The following is a 19,311-nucleotide window of genomic DNA, read 5'->3' as shown; positions in this document are numbered from 1 at the left end:
AGGTCGGCTTCTCCTGTTAGGCCTTGGTCAAAAGCTTCATCGCCATCGCCGTCAGCGCTTCGGTCGCCGTCGAAATCACCGCCGGGGCATCGGGCGCCCAGAAGGGCGAGTGCAGGCTGGGCAGCGTCCGGCCTTCCTTTTTCGCCGCGTCATATTCGGCCTGCGGCACGCCGCCGACCCAGATGATCAGGCTTTTGATGCCCTTGTCGTCGCGCGCGAAGCGGCCGAAATCTTCGCCGCCCATCACTGGCGGCACCTGCACCACGCGCTTGTCGCCGAAACTGGTTTTCAGATACGCCGCCATCTCCTCGGTGAAATCGGGGGTGTTGAAGGTCGATGGGGTATATTCGTCCTTTTGCACGGTCACGACCGGCATCTTGTCCTCGGGAATTCCTGCCGCAATCGCCTCGCCCTTGGCGACGCGCGCAATGCCGTCGAGCAGATGTTCGCGCACCGCATCGGTGTAGCTGCGCACCGTCAGTTGCAGCTTTGCTTCGTCTGAAATGATGTTGTGCTTCGCCCCGGCGTGAAAGCTGCCGACGGTCACCACCGCGCTATCGAGCGGGCTGATCTCGCGCGATACAAGGGTTTGCAGCGTCGTCACGATGCGGCTGGCCAGCACGATCGGGTCCTTGGTCGTTTGCGGATAGGCGCCGTGGCCGCCGACGCCCTTGACCAAGATATCGACGCTGTCGACATTGGCGAGTGCGTAGCCCGGCGTGTAGCCGATGACCCCGGCAGGAAACTGCGCCGCGTCGTGGAATGCCAGCGCATATTGCGGCTTGGGAAAGCGGGTATAGAGCCCGTCCGCCAGCATCATCCGCGCCCCGGCGCCGCGTTCCTCGGCGGGCTGGCCGATCATCACCAGCGTCCCCGACCAGTTCGCCTTGTTGGCCGTCATCAGCCGCGCGACGCCGACCCACGCGGTCATATGCGTGTCGTGGCCGCACGCATGCATCACGCCGGTCTCGACGCCCTCCGCGGTGGTCACGCGTATCTTGGACGCGCCCGGCAGCCCCGTCTGTTCGGTCACCGGCAGCCCGTCCATGTCGGCGCGAACCATGACGACCGGCCCGGGGCCGTTCTTCATCACCGCAACGATGCCGGTGCCGCCGACCTTTTCGGTGACTTCAAACCCCAGCTTCCGCGCCTCGGCCGCGAGGATGCCTGCCGAGCGGACCTCCATGAAGCTGAGCTCGGGGTTGGCGTGCAAATCGTCGTAAATTTTCATCAGCGACGGCATCTGCTTCTGCACTTCGCTGCCGAGCTGCTGCGCCGCCACGGGGGTGGCCCCCACTGTTATCAGCGCCAGCGCCGCGGCGCCCGTCCATAAGTTCTGCATCGTCATTCCCCTGTACCAATCTCTGATGAGCCGACTCTGTTCCGTTCGTGTCGAGCGAAGTCGAGACACCCCGCAGCGTAGCACGCCCCAAGCGTGTCTCGACTTCGCTCGACACGAACGGGAAAACGGAGAATCCCCCCTAGATTCTCTCAGCCCCCCGGCACCAGTTCGATCACGTCGACCAGTGATTCATACGCCGGGGCGGGCAGCACCAGACGCCAGCGATTGTCGCCGATCCGTTCGACCAGCCCCGCCATGTCGCGCATCCGGTCGCTGCCGTAATTGACCGCCATTTTCTCGTCGCCGAGCTCGAGCGTGCCGAGGAAAATCTGGCGTTTCAGATGATCGGGAAAGATCAGCCCCACGGGCCGCTGCGACCCGGTCAGCTTGGTCAGGCTCGACAGCCCCTGTTCGGGCGCGACGCGGCAGCGGAACCAGCCATAGGCGATATAGCTGAGCCCGCCGCGTCCCTTGGCGCCGACCTTGATCGTTCGGCAGCGATAGTCGCCCGCCGGCAGGTGCGCGTTGGGCAGCGCCGCCATCGGTTGCAGCAGCACGCCCTCGCGGTCGATCTCGGCGCCATGCCCTTTGGCCCGCGCGTCGGCGAGCGCCGCTTCCCAGCTGGAATACCAGCCGCGAATTCGTTCCTTGTCGGCATCGGTAGCGGTGGCGCGCCAGCTTCCCGCCGCGGGCGGCTCGTCGGCCGCCGACGGCGGTATTTTAGGCACCGTCTGGCATGCGCCGACGCTCGCCCCCAGCAAAAGGGCGAATAGATATTTGGTGCGACCCCTCATTCTCCGTCTCTCCCCTGGTCCGGCTGCGTTAACCTTAGGAGGGGAAAGGAGAATGCTCAAGGCTTAGGCAGCGGTCCACCCGCCATCGACGCTCAGGTTGGCGCCGGTGATGTTGGCGGCCTCGTCGCGGGTCAGGAACGATGCCAGCGCAGCGACCTGTTCGACGGTTACGAACTGCTTGGTCGGCTGGCCCGCCAGCAGCACGCCGTTGATCACCTGCTCGCGCGTCATCCCGCGCGCCTTCATCGTGTCGGGAATTTGTCCCTCGACTAGCGGGGTCCAGACGTAGCCGGGGCTGATGCAATTGGCGGTGATCCCGGCGTCCGCGACTTCCAGCGCGACCGCCTTGGTCATTCCGACCAGCCCGTGCTTCGCCGCGACATAGGCCGATTTGAACGGCGAGGCGACGAGCGAGTGCGCCGATGCGGTGCCGATGATCCGGCCCCATCCCTTTTTGCGCATGCCGGGGACGGCGTGACGGATGGTGTGAAACGCCGACGTCAGGTTGAGCGCGAGGATCAGATCCCATTTCTCGACCGGGAAATCCTCGATCGGCGAAACGAACTGCGTCCCGGCATTGTTCACCAGGATGTCGACGCCGCCAAAGTCGGCATCGGCGCGCGCGAACATTGCGGCGATCGCCTCGACCTTGGTCAGGTCGGCATCGTCATAGCTCGCCTTGCCGCCGCTGAAACCTTCCAGCGCGGCGCGCTCGGCCTCGATCGCGGCGGCATCGCCAAAGCCGTTGAGGATGACATTCGCGCCCTCGCTCGCCAGCGCCTTGGCGATGCCCAGCCCGATGCCCGACGTCGATCCGGTGACGAGCGCGGTTTTTCCTTTGAGACGCATGGTGCAAGTCCTTTCGATGGAAGAATATTCAGTTGATGTCGGGATCGGCCTTGGAACGCAGCGCGTCGGATTGCACCGCAAAACTGCCCGATCGCCCTTCAGCGATGCTGTCGGCGAGCAGGTGCCCGTCTTTCATCGCGGCCTCGACCGCGGCGCGCCCCAGTGCCCAATTGGCCTCCATCGTCGAGCGCGAAAATTCGAAATCGCGCGCGCCGGTTTGCCATTTCGGCGGCTGGTGAATCAACTGGACGACATTCAGCGCCTTGCAATCGACCATCCGCCGCACCGCCTTGACCTCGGGCAGGTCCAGCGCCTCCGCCGGGAGCTTCGCCAGCATCCGGTCGATCAGCTGATGCTCCTTGCGCCGCCGCACCAGCCCGTCCGAAATCCGCCGGGTGCGGCTGGAATAGCGAATATCCTTTTCGCGCGACCAGGCTTCTTCCATGTCGTGCGGCCGCTCGCCGCGCGCAGGGAACAGATCGACCTGAAACACCAGCATATCCTCCTTGGCGGCATCGACGACATGCTCGAGCGGGGTGTTCGACACCAGCCCACCATCCCAATACCAGGTGTCGTCGATCTCGACCGGCGGCAACCCGGGCGGCAACGCACCCGACGCCAGAACATGGCGCGCGTCGATCGTTTCGACCTTGGTATCGAAATAGCGGAAATTGCCGGTCTCGACCGCAACCGCGCCGACCGACAGGCGAACATTGCCTTTGTTCACGCGGTCCCAATCGACCAGCCGGTCGAGCGTCTGGATCAGCGGGCTGGTATCGTAAAGGCTGACCGCTTCGGGGGTCTGACGCGCGGCGAACATCGGCGGCGGAAAGCGCGGGGTGAAAAAGCCGGGCACGCCAAACGCCGCGACCTGCCCCGCCGCGACCATATGCGCCCATTCGCGCGCCCAATCATTATCGGCAGTCGGCAGCGACGGCAGCGCCGACGATACGCCGTTCCAGAATTCGCGCAGCTTGCCCACCGCGGTATCGCGCGGATTGCCCGCAATGATCGAGGCATTGACCGCGCCAATAGAAATCCCCGCAACCCAGTCGAGCTCGATCCCGAGCTCGATCAGCGCCTCATACACGCCTGCCTGAAAGGCACCGAGCGCCCCGCCGCCTTGCAGCACAAGCACGACGAGGTCGGGAAGCGGGAGCGCGGCGGTGGCGGCATGGCGTGGCATGGACTCGGGGGTTCCTTTGGTCCGCGAAAGCGCGATTGGTGCGCCGCAGCATAGATGAATGCAAGCGCCGCGTCGCGCGCGAAGTCTCTTTCAATTGCCCGGCGCTGCTGTAACTATCGGGACCGACTGACACTTTAGCGGCGGAGAACCCCCATGCGCCTCGACGATTATGATCCCGGCGACGATATTCGCGACCTGGGCCGCGGCGGGGGCGGCGGCTTTGGCGGGGGTGGCGGCGGCCTTGGCGGGTTGCTGATCGGGTTCCTGCCGATGCTGCTCGGGCGCAAGATGGGGTGCGGGACGATCCTGCTGATCGGGGCGGTCGCCTTTTTCCTGCTTGGCCCCGGTGCCAATATGCTGAGCAGCGGCGGCGGAACCGCTGATCCGATGGCGGACAGCCGCGGCGGCGCCAACGTCGCCTGCGACACCGCTTCGGAACGGTTCGCCTGCAATGTGTTCGGATCGACGCACACGGTTTGGGAGGGCTTGGTTAGCGGCTACCAAAGGCCGACGCTCAATTTCTTTACCGAACGCAACAGTTCGGGCTGCGGCGCTGCGCAGGCGGCAATGGGCCCCTTCTATTGCCCCGCCGACCAGGGCGTCTATCTCGACACCAGCTTTTTCAACGAACTCGAGCAGAAATTTGGCGCCGCGGGCGACGCGGCGCAGGCTTATGTGATCGCGCACGAGGTCGGCCATCATATCCAGACGATCAGCGGGATTTCGAACCAGGTCCGTCAGGCGCAGGCGCGCAGCTCGCAGGCGGAAGGCAACGCGCTGCAGGTCCGCATGGAATTGCAGGCCGATTGCTACGCCGGTGTATGGGCAGCGCGCGCGCGCACTTCGGCGGGTCAGCCGGTGATGGAGCCAGGTGACATGGAAGAGGCGATGCGCGCGGCGAATGCGATCGGCGACGACACGCTGATGCGTTCAGCGGGGCAACGTCCGGTCCCCGAAAGCTTTACCCATGGCACCAGTGAGCAGCGCATGAGCTGGCTGCGCCGCGGCCTGCAATCGGGGGATCCGCGCCAGTGCAACGCGTTCGACACCGCCATCTGATCGCAGCGCTCGCGGCTGCGGTCGCCGCGACGCCCGTCGCTGCGCAGACTCTGTATGTCGAGGCCGGACGGCTGATCGACGGCGTAACCAATGACGTTCGCACCGGCCAATGCATCACGATCGAGTCCGAACGGATCAAGGCGGTCGCCCCCTGCGGCGAAACGCCCGCAGGCGCGACGCGGCTCGACTGGTCGGGCTTCACCGTCCTGCCCGGGCTGATCGACCTTCACACGCACCTAGCCGATCTTGGCCAGAGCGCCGATCTTGCCGCGCCGATCAAGGCCTCGCCCGCCGAAACCGTCCTTGTCGGCGCGCGCAACGCCCGCGTCACGCTGGACGCGGGGTTCACCAGCGTACGCGACGTCGGCACCTATCGCGGCCTGACCGACGTGACACTGCGCAACGCGATCGAACGGGGCGATGTGCCGGGACCGCGGATGTGGGTCGCAGGCGCCTATATCACGATCCCCAAGGGCGGCGGCGAATTGAACGGCGTCGTGCCCAACGACCAATTGCCCCCCGATATGCGGCTGGGCGTTGCAGCAACGCCTGAAGAAGCGGCGGCCAAGACCATCTTCCTGCTCGATAGCGGCGCCGATTTCATCAAGACGATCGCCACCGGCGCGGTGCTGGCGATCGGCACCGAACCCGGCGCGGTCGAGATGTCAGAGGAATATCTGCGTGCGGTGGTGACGGTGGCCCATGCGCGCGGCAAAAAGGTCACCGCCCATGCCCATGGTGCCGAGGGGATCAAGGTCGCGATCAACGCCGGGGTCGACAGCATCGAGCACGCGAGCCTCGCTGACGAGGAAGCGCTCCAGCTTGCAAGGGCGCGCGGCACCTGGCTGGCGATGGACATCTATAACGGTACCTACATTGACGATGTCGGCACCAAAGAGGGCTGGCCCGAGGAATATCTGCGCAAGAACCGCGAAACCACCGACGCCCAGCGCGCCGCCTTTCGCCGTGCGGTCGAGCTGGGGGTGAATATCGGTTACGCCACCGACGCCGGCGTCTATCCGCACGGGCTGAACGCGCGGCAATTCCGCAATATGGTCAAATATGGCATGACGCCGATGCAGGCGATCCAGTCCGCCACCGGCCGCGCCGCGATCGAGATGGGCCGGGGCGACATCGGCGCGATCGTGCCCGACCGCTATGCCGATATGGTCGCGATAAAGGCCGACCCGCTTGCCGACATCGCAGTACTCGAAAAGATCGACCATGTGATGAAGGGCGGCGTGATCGTCCGGTAGCGACCGATTGCGGGCATTGCCGATCCTCCCCCACCGGGGGAGGGGGACCACCCGAAGGGTGGTGGAGGGGCACAGGCGGATTACGTGGCGCCCGACAAAAAGCACGCCTTCAACGGCGACCGTTCGGCGGTGCACTATCGCACCGGCAAGGAAAACCGATGGTGCCCCTCCACCAGCTTCGCTGGTCCCCCTCCCCGTTCCGGGGAGGATCGTCACCGCCCGCTCCCCCACCCCAAACCGGACGCCCTGAACCCGCAATCGACGAACACGCTTGAACGCGCGCCCTACCCCGCTAAACCGCTTTCATGCGAAACCATATCCTGACCAGCGCCCTGGCGCTCGCCGCTGCCCTGTCCACCCCCGCTTTTGCGCGCCCGATGACCGAGGTCGATCTGGCGACGCTGAAGCGCGTCGCGGCGCCGACCGCGTCGCCCGACGGACGCTGGGTCGTATTCCAGATGACCGAGACCGACGCCGCGACCTACAAGCGCGCGACCGGGCTGTGGCTGGTGGACCGCGATGCGAAGGACGCCGCGCCGGTGCGCTTCGCCGATACCGCCGACAAGAATGAATCGGCCCCCGCCTTCCACCCCGACGGCAGCCTCTATTTCCTCTCGAACGCCAGCGGCAAAAGCCAGGTGTGGCGGGTCGATCCCAAGACTGGCGCTGGCGCCGCGCAGGTTACCGATACCGTGGCTGACGTGTCGGGGTTCAAGATTTCGTCCGACGGCCAGCGCCTGCTCGCTTGGGGCGACGTGCCGCGCGAATGCACCGATTTCGGCTGCGACGCGAAGGACAAGGGCGCCCAGCCTGGCCCCGGCACCGGCCGCCTGTACAAGGACGGCACGGGCTTCGTTCGCCATTGGGACAGCTGGGAAACCCCCGGCACCTACAGCCGCCCCTTTGTCTTCAACCTCGACGGGGGCAAGGCGACGAACGCGCGCGCCGTCGATGCCGGTCTGACCGGTGACAGCCCGTCGAAACCCTTTGGCGGTGGCGAGGAACTGGCGTGGGGCGCCGACAGCCGCACCGTGTATTTCACCCTGCGCAAGGCCGACAAGGACGAGCCGACCTCGACCAACCTCGATATCTATAGCTGGCTGGTCGACAGCCGGATGATGCCGCGGAACCTGACCGCGGAGAACGAGGCGACCGATACCCTGCCCACCCCCTCGCCCGACGGCAAGTGGCTCGCCTATGCCGCGATGGCACGCCCGGGGTACGAGGCCGACCGGCAGGTGCTGATGCTCCGCGACCTTGCCAGCGGCGAAACGCGCAAGCTGACCGATGGGTGGGATCGTTCGGTCGGCTCGATCGCGTGGGCAGCGGACGGCAAATCGCTCTTTGTCACCGCGCAGGATGTGCTCGACCATCCCGTCTTTCAGGTCGATGTAAAAACCGGCAAGGTAGCCAAGCTCAAGGCCACCACCGAAGCCTATGAGGGCAATATCGGCGACGTCACCCCGCTGCCCGGCGGCGCGCTGCTCTACTCGCGTAACAGCGTCGCGGTGCCGACCGACCTCTGGACGCGCGACGCCAAGGGCAAGATTACCCGTCTGACCGACGTCAACCGCGCCCAGTTGGCCGAACTCGACCCCGTCGATGCCAAACGCTTCAGTTTCAAGGGCGCGAACGGCGACACCGTGTGGGGTCAGATCGTCAAGACCGCCGACACCAAGGGCAAGATCCCGGTTGCCTACCTCGTCCATGGCGGGCCGCAGTCGAGCTTTGGCAACAGCTGGTCGACGCGGTGGAACCCGCGGCTGTTTTCGGCGCCAGGCTATGCCGCGGTGACCGTCGATTTCCACGGCTCGACCGGTTACGGACAGGCGTTCACCGACAGCATCAACCAGGATTGGGGCGGCAAGCCGCTCGAAGACCTCAAGCTCGGCCTCGCCGCAGCGGGAGCGCAGGACGCCAATGTCGACACCGCCAACGCCTGCGCGCTCGGCGGTTCCTATGGCGGTTACATGATGAACTGGATCGCGGGCAATTGGCCCGACGGCTTCAAATGCCTGGTCAACCATGCCGGGGTATTCGACCTGCGCGCCATGGCGTTCGAGACCGAGGAAACCTGGTTCGACGAATTTGATCATGGCGGCCCATGGTGGCAGCGCCGCGATGCCGAGAAATGGAACCCGGTCAATCACGTCACCAAGTGGAAGACCCCGATGCTGGTGATCCACGGCGAAAAGGATTTTCGCATTCCGTACAGCCAGAGCCTCGCGGCATTCCACGCCTTGCAACGGCAGGGCGTCGCGGGCGAATTGCTGGTGTTCCCCGACGAGAACCACTGGATCCTGAAGGGCCAGAACAGCGTCCAATGGTATCAGACGGTGTTCGGCTGGCTGGGCAGGCATTTGAAGAAATAGCCCGCCTTCGTCGCCCCCGCGCAGGCGGGGGCCGCTGGAGGTTTACGCGGCTAGGATGGATACGCCCGATAACGGTCCCCGCCTGCGCGGGGGCGACGACAATCGTGGCCGGATGACGAAGCGCACCATTGCCCCTTGCCGCGCCGCACCATGGCTGGCAAAGCGCGGCGCATTATGCCGATGGACAAAACATTCGATCCCGCCGCAATCGAGGCGAAATGGGCCACTGAGTGGGAAAGCCGCGGGCTGTTTCGCCCACACCGCCCGGATGCCACCCCCTTCACGATCGTCAACCCGCCGCCGAACGTCACCGGGGCACTGCACATCGGTCATGCGCTCGACAACACGCTGCAGGACGTGCTGGTCCGTTACGAACGCTTGCGCGGCAAGGATGCGCTGTGGGTCGTCGGGATGGACCATGCGGGCATCGCGACGCAGATGGTCGTCGAACGCCAGCTCGAGGCGCGGCAGGACAAGCGCACCAACTACAGCCGCGACGAATTCGTCGAGAAGGTGTGGCAGTGGAAAGGCGAAAGCGGCGGCCAGATCACCGGCCAGCTCCGCCGCCTCGGCTGTTCGATGGACTGGAGCCGCGAGCAGTTCACGATGGATCCGCATTTCACCCGCGCGGTGGTCAAGGTGTTCGTCGACCTCCACAAAAAGGGGCTGATCTACCGCGACAAGCGCCTCGTGAACTGGGATCCGAAGCTGAAAACCGCGATCTCGGACCTCGAGGTCGAGACGCACGAGGTGCAGGGCGGCTTCTGGCACTTCAAATATCCGCTCGCCGATGGCGTGACGCTCGACGACGGGCGCGACTATATCGAGGTCGCGACGACGCGCCCCGAAACGATGCTCGCCGACATGGCGGTCGCGGTGCACCCCGACGATGCGCGCTACCAGAGCGTGATCGGCAAGGACATTTTGCAGCCGATCACCGGGCGGCGCTTCAAGGTCGTCGCTGACGAACATGCCGATCCCGAACTGGGGAGCGGCGCGGTGAAGATCACGCCGGGACATGATTTCAACGACTTCGACGTCGGCAAGCGCGCGGGTTTCAAGCCCGGCGAGATGCTCAACATGCTCGACGGCGACGCGAACGTCATCCAGACCGCCGACGGGCTGATTCCGGAAGAATATCTCGGACTCCACCGCTTCAAGCGCGATGGCAAGGACGGCGCGCGCGAGCTCGTCGTGGCGCGGATGAAGGAAGGCGGCTTCCTGATTCCGTACACGGTGACCAAAGAAGTTCCGGACGGCGAAGACGTTGGCGAGCACTGGGATGCCGAGCCGCGCACGATCCAGACGCCATTCGGCGATCGCGGCGGCGTGGTGATCGAGCCCTGGCTGACCGACCAATGGTATGTCGACGCCGAAACGCTGGCGCAGCCGCCGATGGCGGCGGTGCGCGACGGGCGGATCAACATCGTGCCCAAGACGTGGGAGAAGACCTTCTTTAACTGGATGGAGAATATCCAGCCTTGGTGCGTGTCGCGCCAGTTGTGGTGGGGGCACCGGATTCCGGCTTGGTATGCCGAGGATGGCAGCATCTTCGTCGCCGAGACCGAAGAAGAAGCCCAGGCGCAGGCGGGCGCGGGTGTCGCGCTGACGCGTGACGAAGACGTGCTCGACACCTGGTTCTCCTCCGCCCTCTGGCCCTTCGCCACCCTCGGCTGGCCCGAAGACACCGATCTCGTCAAACGCCACTACCCCAACGACGTCCTCATCTCGGGCTTCGACATCCTCTTCTTCTGGGATGCGCGCATGGCCATGCAGGGGATGGAGTTCATGGGCGATGTGCCGTGGAAGACGCTGTACCTCCACGGCCTAGTCCGCGCGCCCGACGGCGCGAAGATGTCGAAGTCGAAGGGCAATGTCGTCGACCCGCTCGGGCTGATCGATCAATATGGCGCCGATGCGCTGCGTTTCTTCATGGCGGCGATGGAAAGCCAGGGCCGCGACATCAAGATGGATGACGCGCGCCTTGCGGGCTATCGCAACTTTGCGACTAAGCTCTGGAACGCCGCGCGCTTCTGCGAAGCCAATGGCATTTCGGCCTCGACCAGCTTCGAGGCGCCCGCCGCGAGCCTGCCGGTCAACCGCTGGATCATCGGCGAGGTCGCCGCGACCGTCGCCGCGATGGAAACCGCCTTTGCCGCGTACCGTTTCGACGAGGCCGCGAATGCCATCTACAGCTTCGCTTGGGATCGTTTCTGCGACTGGTATCTCGAGCTGATCAAGGGCGCGATCGACGACGAGACCAAGGCGGTCGCGGGGTGGGTGCTCGACCAGATCCTCGTCATGCTCCACCCCTTCATGCCCTTCATCACCGAAGAGTTGTGGACCGGACTGGGCGACCGTGCCGACTATCCGCTGATCACCGCCAAATGGCCCGCGCCGAACGCCGCGCGCGATGCCGAGGCCAGCGCCGATATCGACTGGCTGATCAAGCTGGTCAGCGAATTGCGCGGTGCGAAGGCCGAGCTGGGCCTGCCCCCCGGCGCGCGCCTGACCGCGCATTTCCCGGCGTCGCTCAAGGGCCGCACCGACAAGCTCGCGGCGCAGCTCGACCGCCTTGCGCGCCTCGAAGCCATCAGCTTCGACCCCGCACCCGCGGGCGCATCGGCGCAGCTCGTCGTCGAGGGTGAGACGATCACCGTCCCGCTCGAAGGCGTCATCGACATCGCCGCCGAACGCGACCGCCTGACCAAGGCGCTCGCCGCCGCGGTCAAGGAACGCGACGGCCTCGCCGGGCGCCTCAATAACCCGTCGTTCGTCGAACGCGCCAAGCCCGAAGCGGTCGAAAAGGCGCGCGCCGATCATGCCGCGAAGGAAGCAGAAGCGGACCGGCTGACCGCCGCGCTGGCCCGGCTGGGGTGACGATCGACGCACCGGCTTTCGACCAAAGCGCCCGGGGGTTCGACTGGCGGCCCGCCGTCTGCTAGCGTCGGCGCAGGTTTTGGCGCTAAAGCAGGCGCAATGAACATGGCTCTACGTAAGGACGCGCTGCGCGATCAGCGCGCAAAAATGTTGGCGGCGGCGCCCGACTGGCGCGCCTCCGACGCACGCGTCAACCCGCGGGTCGCGATCGGTTCGATCGTCGCGATGTGGGTGATTTATTTCCTCATCACCACGGGTCTCGCGATGCTGACCGGCGTGGCGGAGCCGCTGTCGTCGATCTGGCGCCGCGCGATCGTGGTCGTGGCGGGCATTTTATGCACCTTTGTCCTCTACCAGTTGCTGCAACGCGCGCAGCCGCAGAGTTTCGGCGCCCGCCTGGCCGCCGCGCTCGGCGCGGCGGTGCCGCTGGTGATCGTCTATGCATCGGTCAACCTGCTCGTCTTCTATTACTGGTTCCCGGTTCCCGAAGCGACGCGGATCATCGAGGAAATGCAGGCGAAGTTCCCCGGCGCGTGGGAAACGATCCTGATTCTCGACAGCTCGATCCGCTGGTATTTCTTCTTTGCCGTTTGGGCGGCGCTCTATGTCGCTTTCGGCTATGCGAACGAAATGCGCGCGGTCGAACGGCGCGCCAATCATTTCCGGCTGGAAGCCAAAAATGCCCAGCTGCGCGCGCTACATTATCAGGTGAACCCGCATTTCCTGTTCAACACGCTCAACTCACTGTCGACGCTCGTCCTGAAAGGATCGAAGAGCGAGGCGGAGACGATGATCATGAACCTGTCGTCCTTCCTGCGTTCCAGCCTGGCGATCGACCCCGAACAGCTTGTCAGCCTTGACGAAGAAATCGCGCTGCAACGCCTGTATCTCGAAATCGAGCAAACGCGTTTTCCCGATCGTTTGCAGGTCGAGGTGACGATGCCCGACGAGCTGAAAAACGCCTGTGTCCCGGTGCTGATCCTGCAACCGATCATCGAAAATGCGATCAAATATGGCGTCGCGCCGACCAAGGGCAAAATCGCGATCCGGTTGCACGCCAGCGCCGAATATGGGCTGCTGGTGCTGCGCATCGACAACGACATCGATCCCAAGGCGCCGACCCCGGCGTCGGGAACCGGGCTCGGACTCGGCAATGTTCGCGAACGACTGCTCACGCGCTATGGTCCGACCGCAGGGTGCGAGTGGGGACCGTCAGACGATGGCGGCTTCGTCGTGTCGCTCTGGCTGCCATTATCACGAGAGGCTCGCTGATGATCCAGACGCTGCGTACCCTGATCGTCGATGACGAACCGCTGGCGATCGAACGCCTGCAGATCCTGACCGGCCAGCAGGACGGCGTATCGCTGGTCGGCACCGCCAGCGACGGCGCCTCGGCGCTCCGCATGGTCGACGCGCTCGCCCCCGACCTCGTCCTCTGCGACATCGCGATGCCCGATCTCAACGGGCTGGAGGTCGCCGCCGCGATCGACCGGCTCGACAATCCGCCGGCGGTGATTTTTGTCACCGCGTTCGACCAATATGCGGTCGCCGCCTTCGACGTCGCGGCGGTCGACTATCTGCTCAAACCCGTGTCGCCCGACCGCCTAGCCCGCGCGCTTGCGCGGGTGCGCGAATGGCGCGCGGCGGAGCGCGCGCCGACACAAAAGAGCAAATGGATCAACGAATTCTGGGTTCAGAACCGCGGCGAAATGCTGCGTATCGACGCGGGCCAGGTCGATCTGATCGAGGCCGAGCGCGATTATATGCGGCTGCATGTCGGCGCGCGCAGCTGGCTCATTCATCAGACCATCAAATCACTGGAAGCGCGGATGAACCCCGATCAGTTCATGCGCATTCACCGCTCGAAAATGGTTCGCCGCGACGGGATCGTCGGGCTGAAACATCATGGCGACGGGGCTTGGAGCGTCGATCTGGGCGATGGCGGCATCCACCGCGTCGGCCGCACCTATCTCCACGACGTCAAGTCCATCATGCACGCCTGAACCGAAAAAGGCGGCCATGCTGTTCCAGCATGACCGCCTTTTTGGTTGGCGCGTTCCGCACCGTCAGGGCGCGGCGACCGTGATCGTCTTGCCGCGATCGGCCAACCGAGTGCCGTCGCCATTCAGCAGGCTGGCGAGCTTCACGTCGGCGTCGGCCAGCGTGGCGGTTTCGCATTCCAGCGACAATGCCCGCTCGTGCAAGGTCTGGCGGTAGTTGGGGCGGCTGTCGCAAACCTTGCGAACGGCCGACTTGACCCGCGCGTTCAGCCGGTCGCGCCCTTCCACGCTCGTCAGGTTCAGGTCGTCATAGCGCACGACGACGCTACGCTGTGTGTCTTCGTCGTCAGCCGCGAAGGCCGGGACGCTCAGGCCAACGCACGCGATCGGCGCGGTCAGCAGGATCAGGGAAAGTTTCGCCATGGGGGAGTCCTCTCTTGGGGGATGATGCGGGACACGGAGTTTCTGGACCGGGGAGACCAGCACCTCCGCATCCCGCACAACCGTGATACTCCCTAGACGTCATCAGAATCGCGTTTGGATCGATCGGAGCGAAAGGCCGGTCGATTACCGGACGAAAGCCGTTCATCCGTCGACGAACGGACGAGAGGCGGGCAATTTGATGGCGTCACGCTTGCATCCGGCGCCCGCACATGACCAAATCGCACCGTGCCAAAGAAATTATCTTTCGTCGCGAGTCGTCATCGCGGTGTCCGGCTGTTCCGCTGGTCCGCGGCGGCGCTGGCCGGGGTCGTTGCCGGGATGCTGCTCGGCGAGATGGCGGTTGGAACGCGATCGATCGGCGGAATGGGCGAACCCGCGACCTATTCGCACCTCAGCGCCAACCCCGAAGCCGCGGCGGCGCCCGTCGGCGGTGCGGCGCCCTGTCCCGATTGCCGCGACAGCTACGGCGTCGCCGCGCGCCTCCGCGCCGATCGCGAAGACCGGATGAGTCATGAGTTTCGCGAGCTGGGCGCGGTCGACCTCGATCCGCCGCCACCGGACGAACCCGATGACGGCTATCGCTATGGCGGCCGCTTTCCGGACCCGCCGCCGCGCGAGGCACGTCGCGTCGTGACGGCTCCCGCGATTGTGCCCGCCAGCGTGGCGGACGACGAACCGGTCGCCGCGGAAACGTCGGCGCTGCCGCCGCAATATTGACTGATCAGCGCGGCTGCGGCGCGACCGGTTTGGCGCAGCGCGTCGTGTCGCCCGCTTTACACGCGGCGACATCGGCCTCCCATTTCATCCGTTCTTCGGCCGACATGGCCGCGACACGCGCCTTTTCGGCTTCGTAAGCAGCGGTTTCTTCGGCGAACTCGGCCTGGTCATGCGCGACCTGCTGCGCCACTGCCGAAACTTCCTGCTCATAAGTAGTGATTTCGGCCTTGGCGCGCGCCGCCTGTTCGGCATTGAGCCGTGCGGTGTTCGACCGTTCCTCGGCCGTCGTGCCGTCGGGCAGCTTGGTTTGCGCTGCGGGCGCTTCGGTGGGCGTCGCGACCGGCGCCTGAAACGCTGCAACCTGTCCGGTGCCGACCAGTGCCATCGCGGTAGCTGCCGCCAGAATGATCTTTTTCATCGAAGTCTCTCCTTCAATCCATCGCTTTGGCGGTCCAACGCATGGCTGCATCGGGCGTTCCAGCCCGGATCACTGCCCGTTGATTGACCTTCGCAAGGCCAGGGGCCATGCTGCCCCGCCGCACTTTGTCCGATCGGACGCCGATTTGCCAGCATTGCCAAAGCACCCGCTCAACCGCGCCGTCTTTTTCGCCCCGCTCGCGGTGCTGCTGGCGGCGGTGGGCCTCAGCCTGTGGCAGGGCGCCGCCGTGCTCGCCGCCGAGGTCGCGATCAATGACTGGATCTTGCGCCATTTTTCGCCGCTGTTCGCCTGGTCCGGCCTCGCCTTTCTCGCGCTGCTCGCCGGTATCGCACTTTCTCCACTTGGCGGGCGCATCATCGGCGGTCCGCATGCGAAGCCGATCCTTGGCCGTTGGCGCTGGTTCGCGGTGACGCTCTGTACCACGATCGCGACCGGCATCCTGTTCTGGGGTGCCGCCGAGCCGCTGTTCCACCTCAACGATCCGCCCGCGATGCTCGGGCTGACCCCCGGCAGCGACGCCGCCGCAACCTTTGCGATGTCGACGATGTTCCTCCACTGGACGCTGACGCCCTATGCCATCTACACCGTCGCCGGGCTCGCCTTCGCGCTCGTCTATTACAATCACCGCGAACCGTTCAGCCTGTCGTCGCTGTTCGTCCCCCTCCTCGGGCCGCGCGCGCACGGCCCCGTCGGCACCGGGATCGACATTCTCTGCCTCTACGCCCTCGTCGCGGGCATGGCCGCTTCGCTCGGCGCCGGACTGCTCGCGCTGGCAGGCGGGATCGAGGGGATTGGCGGATTTTCAGGCGGCAACGCGCTCCGCTGGGCGATCGCCGCGGCGATCGTCGGCAGCTTCCTGATCTCCGCCGCGACGGGCCTGCAAAAGGGGATAGCCGGGCTCTCGGTACTCAACACGTGGATATTCTTCGCCATCATCGCCTTTGTGCTGCTCGCGGGCCCGACCGCGCGGATGTTCGACCTCGCGCTACGCGGTACCTTCGACTATTTCCAGACCTTCATCCCCCGCAACCTTGGCCTCGACGTCGATACGGGCTGGCACCGGCAATGGACGATCTTCAATTGGGCCAACTGGTTCGCCTGGGCGCCGGTGACCGCGCTGCTTCTCGGCCGTCTCGCCGTCGGCTATAGCGTCCGCGCCTTCATCCTCTACAATCTGCTCCTGCCGTCGTTGTTCGGCGCGGTGTGGATGACCGCGATCGCAGGCGCAACGATCGCGCTTGACCAGCAAAGCGGCGCCAGCCTCTACGCGATCCTGACCGCGCAGGGTCCCGACCCGGTGCTGTTCCGCCTGTTCAGCGCGCTCGGCGGCGGCCCCGGCGTCGCGGCGGTCGTGCTGTTCGCGATCTTCCTGTCCTATGTCGCAGGGGCCGACGCCAATGTCTCTGCGATGAGCGCGCTGTCGACGCAAGGTATCTCGCCCGAAACGCCGGAAGCGCCGCTGTGGGTGCAAGCCGTCTGGGGCATCACCGTCGGGCTGGTCGCGCTGGTGCTCGTCGCGAGCGGCGGCATCGACGGCATCCGCATGATGTCGGTACTGGGCGGCTTTCCTGCGCTGTTCGTGATTATCGGAGCGGCGCTGTCGCTGATCGCGATGGCGGTACGGGGACGGCATGACGCCGCCCCCGCCCAATCCTGAGAAAGGGGTCTCAGGACTACCAGATCCGGGTGCGTTCTTCTGGCTTCAGATAATATTTGGCGCCCGCCTGGACGCCGAACGCCTTGTACCAGGCATCGACATTGCGCACCGGCCCGATGATACGCCACCGCGCGGGGCTGTGCGGATCGCTCGCCACCTGCTGCTTGATCGCATCCTCGCGCTGCTTGGTGCGCCACGCCTGCGCAAAGGCCAGGAAAAAGCGCTGGTCGCCGGTCAGGCCGTCAATCACCGGCGCGGGTTTGCCGCCGAGCGAGCGTTGATAGGCGTCATACGCGACCTCGAGTCCCGCGAGATCGGCGATATTCTCGCCCATCGTCAAGTCAGGGTTGATGAACGATCCCGGCGCGGCTTCATAGGTCGCATATTGCGCCCCGAACGCCTTGGCCGCGGCGTCGAACTTCGCCGCGTCCTCGGCGGTCCACCAGTCGCGCACCGCGCCGTCGGCGTCGATCTTGCGGCCCTGATCATCGAAGCCATGGATGATTTCGTGCCCGATCACCGCGCCGATCGCGCCATAATTGACCGCATCATCGACGCTCTCGCTGAAATAGGGCGCCTGCAAGATGCCCGCCGGGAAAACGATCTTGTTCTCCAGCCCGCCATTATAGGCGTTCACTTCCTGCGGGTTCATCGCCCACTTCTTGCGGTCGACCGGCTTGTTGAGGTCGCCCAGCGCATAGGCATATTCGAATGCCGAACTGCGCTTCACATTGCCATACAGGTCGGTGGGATCGATCCGGAGCGCCGCATAGTCGCGCCATTTGTCGGGATAGCCGACCATGACGTCCATCTTGGCAAGCTTGGCCAGCGCCGCGTCCTTCGTCGCGGGTGCCATCCAGCTGTTGGCGCGGATGCGGTCGCCCATCGCCAGCTTCAGATTGGCGACCAGCACCTCCATCTTCGCTTTCGCGCTCGCGGGGAAATATTGCGTCGAATAGGTTTCGCCGACCAGCTCACCCAGGCTGCCATCGACCAGCGTCAGCCCGCGTTTCCAGCGCGGGCGCAGTTCGCCAACCCCGCTCAGCGCCTTGGTAAATTCGAACCGGCTGTCGACGAACGCCTTCGACAGATAGGGCGCGGCGCTGTTCGCGACATGGAACTGCTGCCACAGCTTGATCGTGTCGAGCGGCGTGCGGGCGTAGAGCGCCGCAATATCGCGCACCGCGGTCTTTTCGTTGACGATGATGCGCTTTTGCGGTGCGATACCCGCCCCCGCAAACCACGCAGTCCAGTCGAGCCCCGGCGCATAGGCGGCGAGTTCGTCGGACGACATCGGATTGTTGATCTTGCCGATGTCGCGGCGATCGGCGATCGCCCAGCTGACGTTCGCGATCTCGGTCTCGAACGCCATCACCGCATCGGCGGCCTTTTCGGGATCGGCGTTCCCCACCATCTTCATCGTCCGCGCGATATAGGCGCGATAGGCGTCGCGCTGCGGCTTGAAACCGTCGCTCAGATAATAATCGCGCTCGGGCAGGCCAAGCCCCGCCTGCCCCAGCCATAGCACATTGACCGTCGGGTCTGCGGTGTCGGCATAGGGACCGCCGCTGACGATCGTCGCACCGAAGCCGCCCTGCGTCCCGCCCATGAAGCGCGCCATGGCCGATTTATCGTTGATCGCGCTGACCGCGCCGATGTCGGCCAGCAGGGGCTTGGCGCCCAGCGCCTCGACCCGCGTTTCGTCCATGAAGCTCTGATAAAGCCCGCCGACCTGGCTCGTTGCCGGCGCCCCGGCGACCACCGCGCGCAGCTGGCGCTGGGTCAGGTTGTAAACGTCGTAATCGACGCCCGCCGACGCCTGATCCGACGGAATCTCGGTCCGCGCGAACCAGCCGCCGTTGGCATATTTGTCGAAATCGTCGCCGGGCTTCACATTCGGGTCGCGCGCGCCGAGATCGACCCCCCAGGTGCCAAAGGTCAGTGCCTTCAGCGATTCCGCGTCACCCGCACCTTCGTCCGCGCCACCCGCATGCAATGATGCGCCCGGCCCCGCTTCCCTCGCGGTTGCCGGTGCCGTCGATAGCGCGATTGCGATCGCAAGGCCCGCTGCCCCGCCCAAAAATTTGATCATTCCCCAGTCTCCCTGTGTCCCCGCGCCGCCCGAAACCGGACGACGGCCATGGTCCGACTGTCCGCCTGCGCCGCCACAGGGTCAAGCGAGCGGCATGACGCTGGTCGAAGCCTTTGTGATGTTGGTGGAAATTCCCCGCATTGCGGGCGGTGTCCACGCATCCTATCTACCGGGGAGAGCCGGGTCGAAACGCGCCCTTGCGCCATAAGAACAAATCTGGAACA

General features: G+C 65.3%; 15 protein-coding genes. 8 read left to right on the top strand and 7 right to left on the bottom strand.

Annotation, left to right across the window (positions count from 1 at the left end):
- Nucleotides 1-16: 16 nt before the first annotated feature.
- The 4 genes from SPYCW_RS06010 to SPYCW_RS05995 all read right to left on the bottom strand — a co-directional run bounded on the left by SPYCW_RS06010 (nucleotide 17) and on the right by SPYCW_RS05995 (nucleotide 4,171).
- Entirely contained in the window at nucleotides 17-1,342 is a 1,326-nt protein-coding gene (locus tag SPYCW_RS06010) for an amidohydrolase (RefSeq protein WP_120218139.1), read from the bottom strand.
- A 149-nt stretch (nucleotides 1,343-1,491) separates the two neighbouring features.
- Nucleotides 1,492-2,136: a DUF4893 domain-containing protein gene (locus tag SPYCW_RS06005; protein WP_120216030.1), complete on the bottom strand. Its 645-nt coding sequence runs from the start codon at nucleotides 2,134-2,136 to the stop codon at nucleotides 1,492-1,494.
- Nucleotides 2,137-2,199: 63 nt separating this feature from the next.
- Nucleotides 2,200-2,985: a 3-hydroxybutyrate dehydrogenase gene (locus tag SPYCW_RS06000; RefSeq protein ID WP_120216029.1), complete on the bottom strand. Its 786-nt coding sequence runs from the start codon at nucleotides 2,983-2,985 to the stop codon at nucleotides 2,200-2,202.
- Nucleotides 2,986-3,013: 28 nt separating this feature from the next.
- Nucleotides 3,014-4,171: a patatin-like phospholipase family protein gene (locus SPYCW_RS05995; protein ID WP_120216028.1), complete on the bottom strand. Its 1,158-nt coding sequence runs from the start codon at nucleotides 4,169-4,171 to the stop codon at nucleotides 3,014-3,016.
- Nucleotides 4,172-4,324: 153 nt separating this feature from the next.
- Between SPYCW_RS05995 and ypfJ the strand changes: the two genes are divergently transcribed.
- The 6 genes from ypfJ to SPYCW_RS05965 all read left to right on the top strand — a co-directional run bounded on the left by ypfJ (nucleotide 4,325) and on the right by SPYCW_RS05965 (nucleotide 13,741).
- Nucleotides 4,325-5,230: a KPN_02809 family neutral zinc metallopeptidase gene (ypfJ, locus tag SPYCW_RS05990; RefSeq protein ID WP_120216027.1), complete on the top strand. Its 906-nt coding sequence runs from the start codon at nucleotides 4,325-4,327 to the stop codon at nucleotides 5,228-5,230.
- Nucleotides 5,203-6,486, top strand: a complete 1,284-nt coding sequence (locus SPYCW_RS05985) for a metal-dependent hydrolase family protein (RefSeq protein ID WP_120216026.1) — start codon at nucleotides 5,203-5,205, stop codon at nucleotides 6,484-6,486. The genes ypfJ and SPYCW_RS05985 overlap by 28 nt, the downstream gene beginning before the upstream one ends.
- A gap of 305 nt (nucleotides 6,487-6,791) precedes the next feature.
- A complete protein-coding gene (locus SPYCW_RS05980) occupies nucleotides 6,792-8,858 on the top strand; it encodes a S9 family peptidase (RefSeq protein WP_120216025.1) in 2,067 nt (688 codons plus the stop codon).
- Nucleotides 8,859-9,032: 174 nt separating this feature from the next.
- Nucleotides 9,033-11,738, top strand: a complete 2,706-nt coding sequence (locus SPYCW_RS05975) for a valine--tRNA ligase (protein ID WP_172595432.1) — start codon at nucleotides 9,033-9,035, stop codon at nucleotides 11,736-11,738.
- 105 nt (nucleotides 11,739-11,843) lie between these two features.
- Entirely contained in the window at nucleotides 11,844-13,010 is a 1,167-nt protein-coding gene (locus tag SPYCW_RS05970; RefSeq protein WP_232014847.1) for a sensor histidine kinase, read from the top strand.
- Entirely contained in the window at nucleotides 13,010-13,741 is a 732-nt protein-coding gene (locus tag SPYCW_RS05965; RefSeq protein ID WP_120216023.1) for a LytR/AlgR family response regulator transcription factor, read from the top strand. The genes SPYCW_RS05970 and SPYCW_RS05965 overlap by 1 nt, the downstream gene beginning before the upstream one ends.
- A 63-nt stretch (nucleotides 13,742-13,804) precedes the next feature.
- Here SPYCW_RS05965 and SPYCW_RS05960 read toward each other — a convergent pair whose 3' ends face one another.
- Nucleotides 13,805-14,161 carry a UrcA family protein gene (locus SPYCW_RS05960; protein ID WP_120216022.1) on the bottom strand — a complete coding sequence of 119 codons (357 nt, stop codon included), beginning with the start codon at nucleotides 14,159-14,161 and terminating at the stop codon, nucleotides 13,805-13,807.
- A 246-nt stretch (nucleotides 14,162-14,407) separates the two neighbouring features.
- Between SPYCW_RS05960 and SPYCW_RS05955 the strand changes: the two genes are divergently transcribed.
- Entirely contained in the window at nucleotides 14,408-14,899 is a 492-nt protein-coding gene (locus tag SPYCW_RS05955) for a hypothetical protein (RefSeq protein WP_120216021.1), read from the top strand.
- A 4-nt stretch (nucleotides 14,900-14,903) separates the two neighbouring features.
- Here the strand turns inward: SPYCW_RS05955 and SPYCW_RS05950 are convergent, their stop codons facing one another.
- Complete coding sequence (locus tag SPYCW_RS05950; protein WP_120216020.1) at nucleotides 14,904-15,317, bottom strand: hypothetical protein; 414 nt, start codon at nucleotides 15,315-15,317, stop codon at nucleotides 14,904-14,906.
- Nucleotides 15,318-15,462: 145 nt separating this feature from the next.
- Between SPYCW_RS05950 and SPYCW_RS05945 the strand changes: the two genes are divergently transcribed.
- Nucleotides 15,463-16,995, top strand: a complete 1,533-nt coding sequence (locus SPYCW_RS05945) for a BCCT family transporter (RefSeq protein ID WP_232014846.1) — start codon at nucleotides 15,463-15,465, stop codon at nucleotides 16,993-16,995.
- A 16-nt stretch (nucleotides 16,996-17,011) separates the two neighbouring features.
- Here SPYCW_RS05945 and SPYCW_RS05940 read toward each other — a convergent pair whose 3' ends face one another.
- On the bottom strand, nucleotides 17,012-19,087 hold the full coding sequence (locus SPYCW_RS05940; RefSeq protein ID WP_120216018.1) for a M13 family metallopeptidase: 2,076 nt from the start codon (nucleotides 19,085-19,087) through the stop codon (nucleotides 17,012-17,014).
- Nucleotides 19,088-19,311: the final 224 nt, after the last annotated feature.

The organism is Sphingopyxis sp. EG6 (assembly GCF_003609815.1).
Lineage (GTDB): Bacteria > Pseudomonadota > Alphaproteobacteria > Sphingomonadales > Sphingomonadaceae > Sphingopyxis.
Note: the sequence above shows the minus strand (reverse complement) of the source record. Positions and strands in the feature narration are given on the sequence as shown.

Coding starts and splice junctions, on each gene's coding strand:
- SPYCW_RS06010 (WP_120218139.1), bottom strand. CDS start 1,342: ATGCAGAACTTATGGACGGGCGCCGCGGCGCTGGCGCTGATAACAGTG.
- SPYCW_RS06005 (WP_120216030.1), bottom strand. CDS start 2,136: ATGAGGGGTCGCACCAAATATCTATTCGCCCTTTTGCTGGGGGCGAGC.
- SPYCW_RS06000 (WP_120216029.1), bottom strand. CDS start 2,985: ATGCGTCTCAAAGGAAAAACCGCGCTCGTCACCGGATCGACGTCGGGC.
- SPYCW_RS05995 (WP_120216028.1), bottom strand. CDS start 4,171: ATGCCACGCCATGCCGCCACCGCCGCGCTCCCGCTTCCCGACCTCGTC.
- ypfJ (WP_120216027.1), top strand. CDS start 4,325: ATGCGCCTCGACGATTATGATCCCGGCGACGATATTCGCGACCTGGGC.
- SPYCW_RS05980 (WP_120216025.1), top strand. CDS start 6,792: ATGCGAAACCATATCCTGACCAGCGCCCTGGCGCTCGCCGCTGCCCTG.
- SPYCW_RS05975 (WP_172595432.1), top strand. CDS start 9,033: ATGCCGATGGACAAAACATTCGATCCCGCCGCAATCGAGGCGAAATGG.
- SPYCW_RS05970 (WP_232014847.1), top strand. CDS start 11,844: ATGGCTCTACGTAAGGACGCGCTGCGCGATCAGCGCGCAAAAATGTTG.
- SPYCW_RS05965 (WP_120216023.1), top strand. CDS start 13,010: ATGATCCAGACGCTGCGTACCCTGATCGTCGATGACGAACCGCTGGCG.
- SPYCW_RS05960 (WP_120216022.1), bottom strand. CDS start 14,161: ATGGCGAAACTTTCCCTGATCCTGCTGACCGCGCCGATCGCGTGCGTT.
- SPYCW_RS05950 (WP_120216020.1), bottom strand. CDS start 15,317: ATGAAAAAGATCATTCTGGCGGCAGCTACCGCGATGGCACTGGTCGGC.
- SPYCW_RS05940 (WP_120216018.1), bottom strand. CDS start 19,087: ATGATCAAATTTTTGGGCGGGGCAGCGGGCCTTGCGATCGCAATCGCG.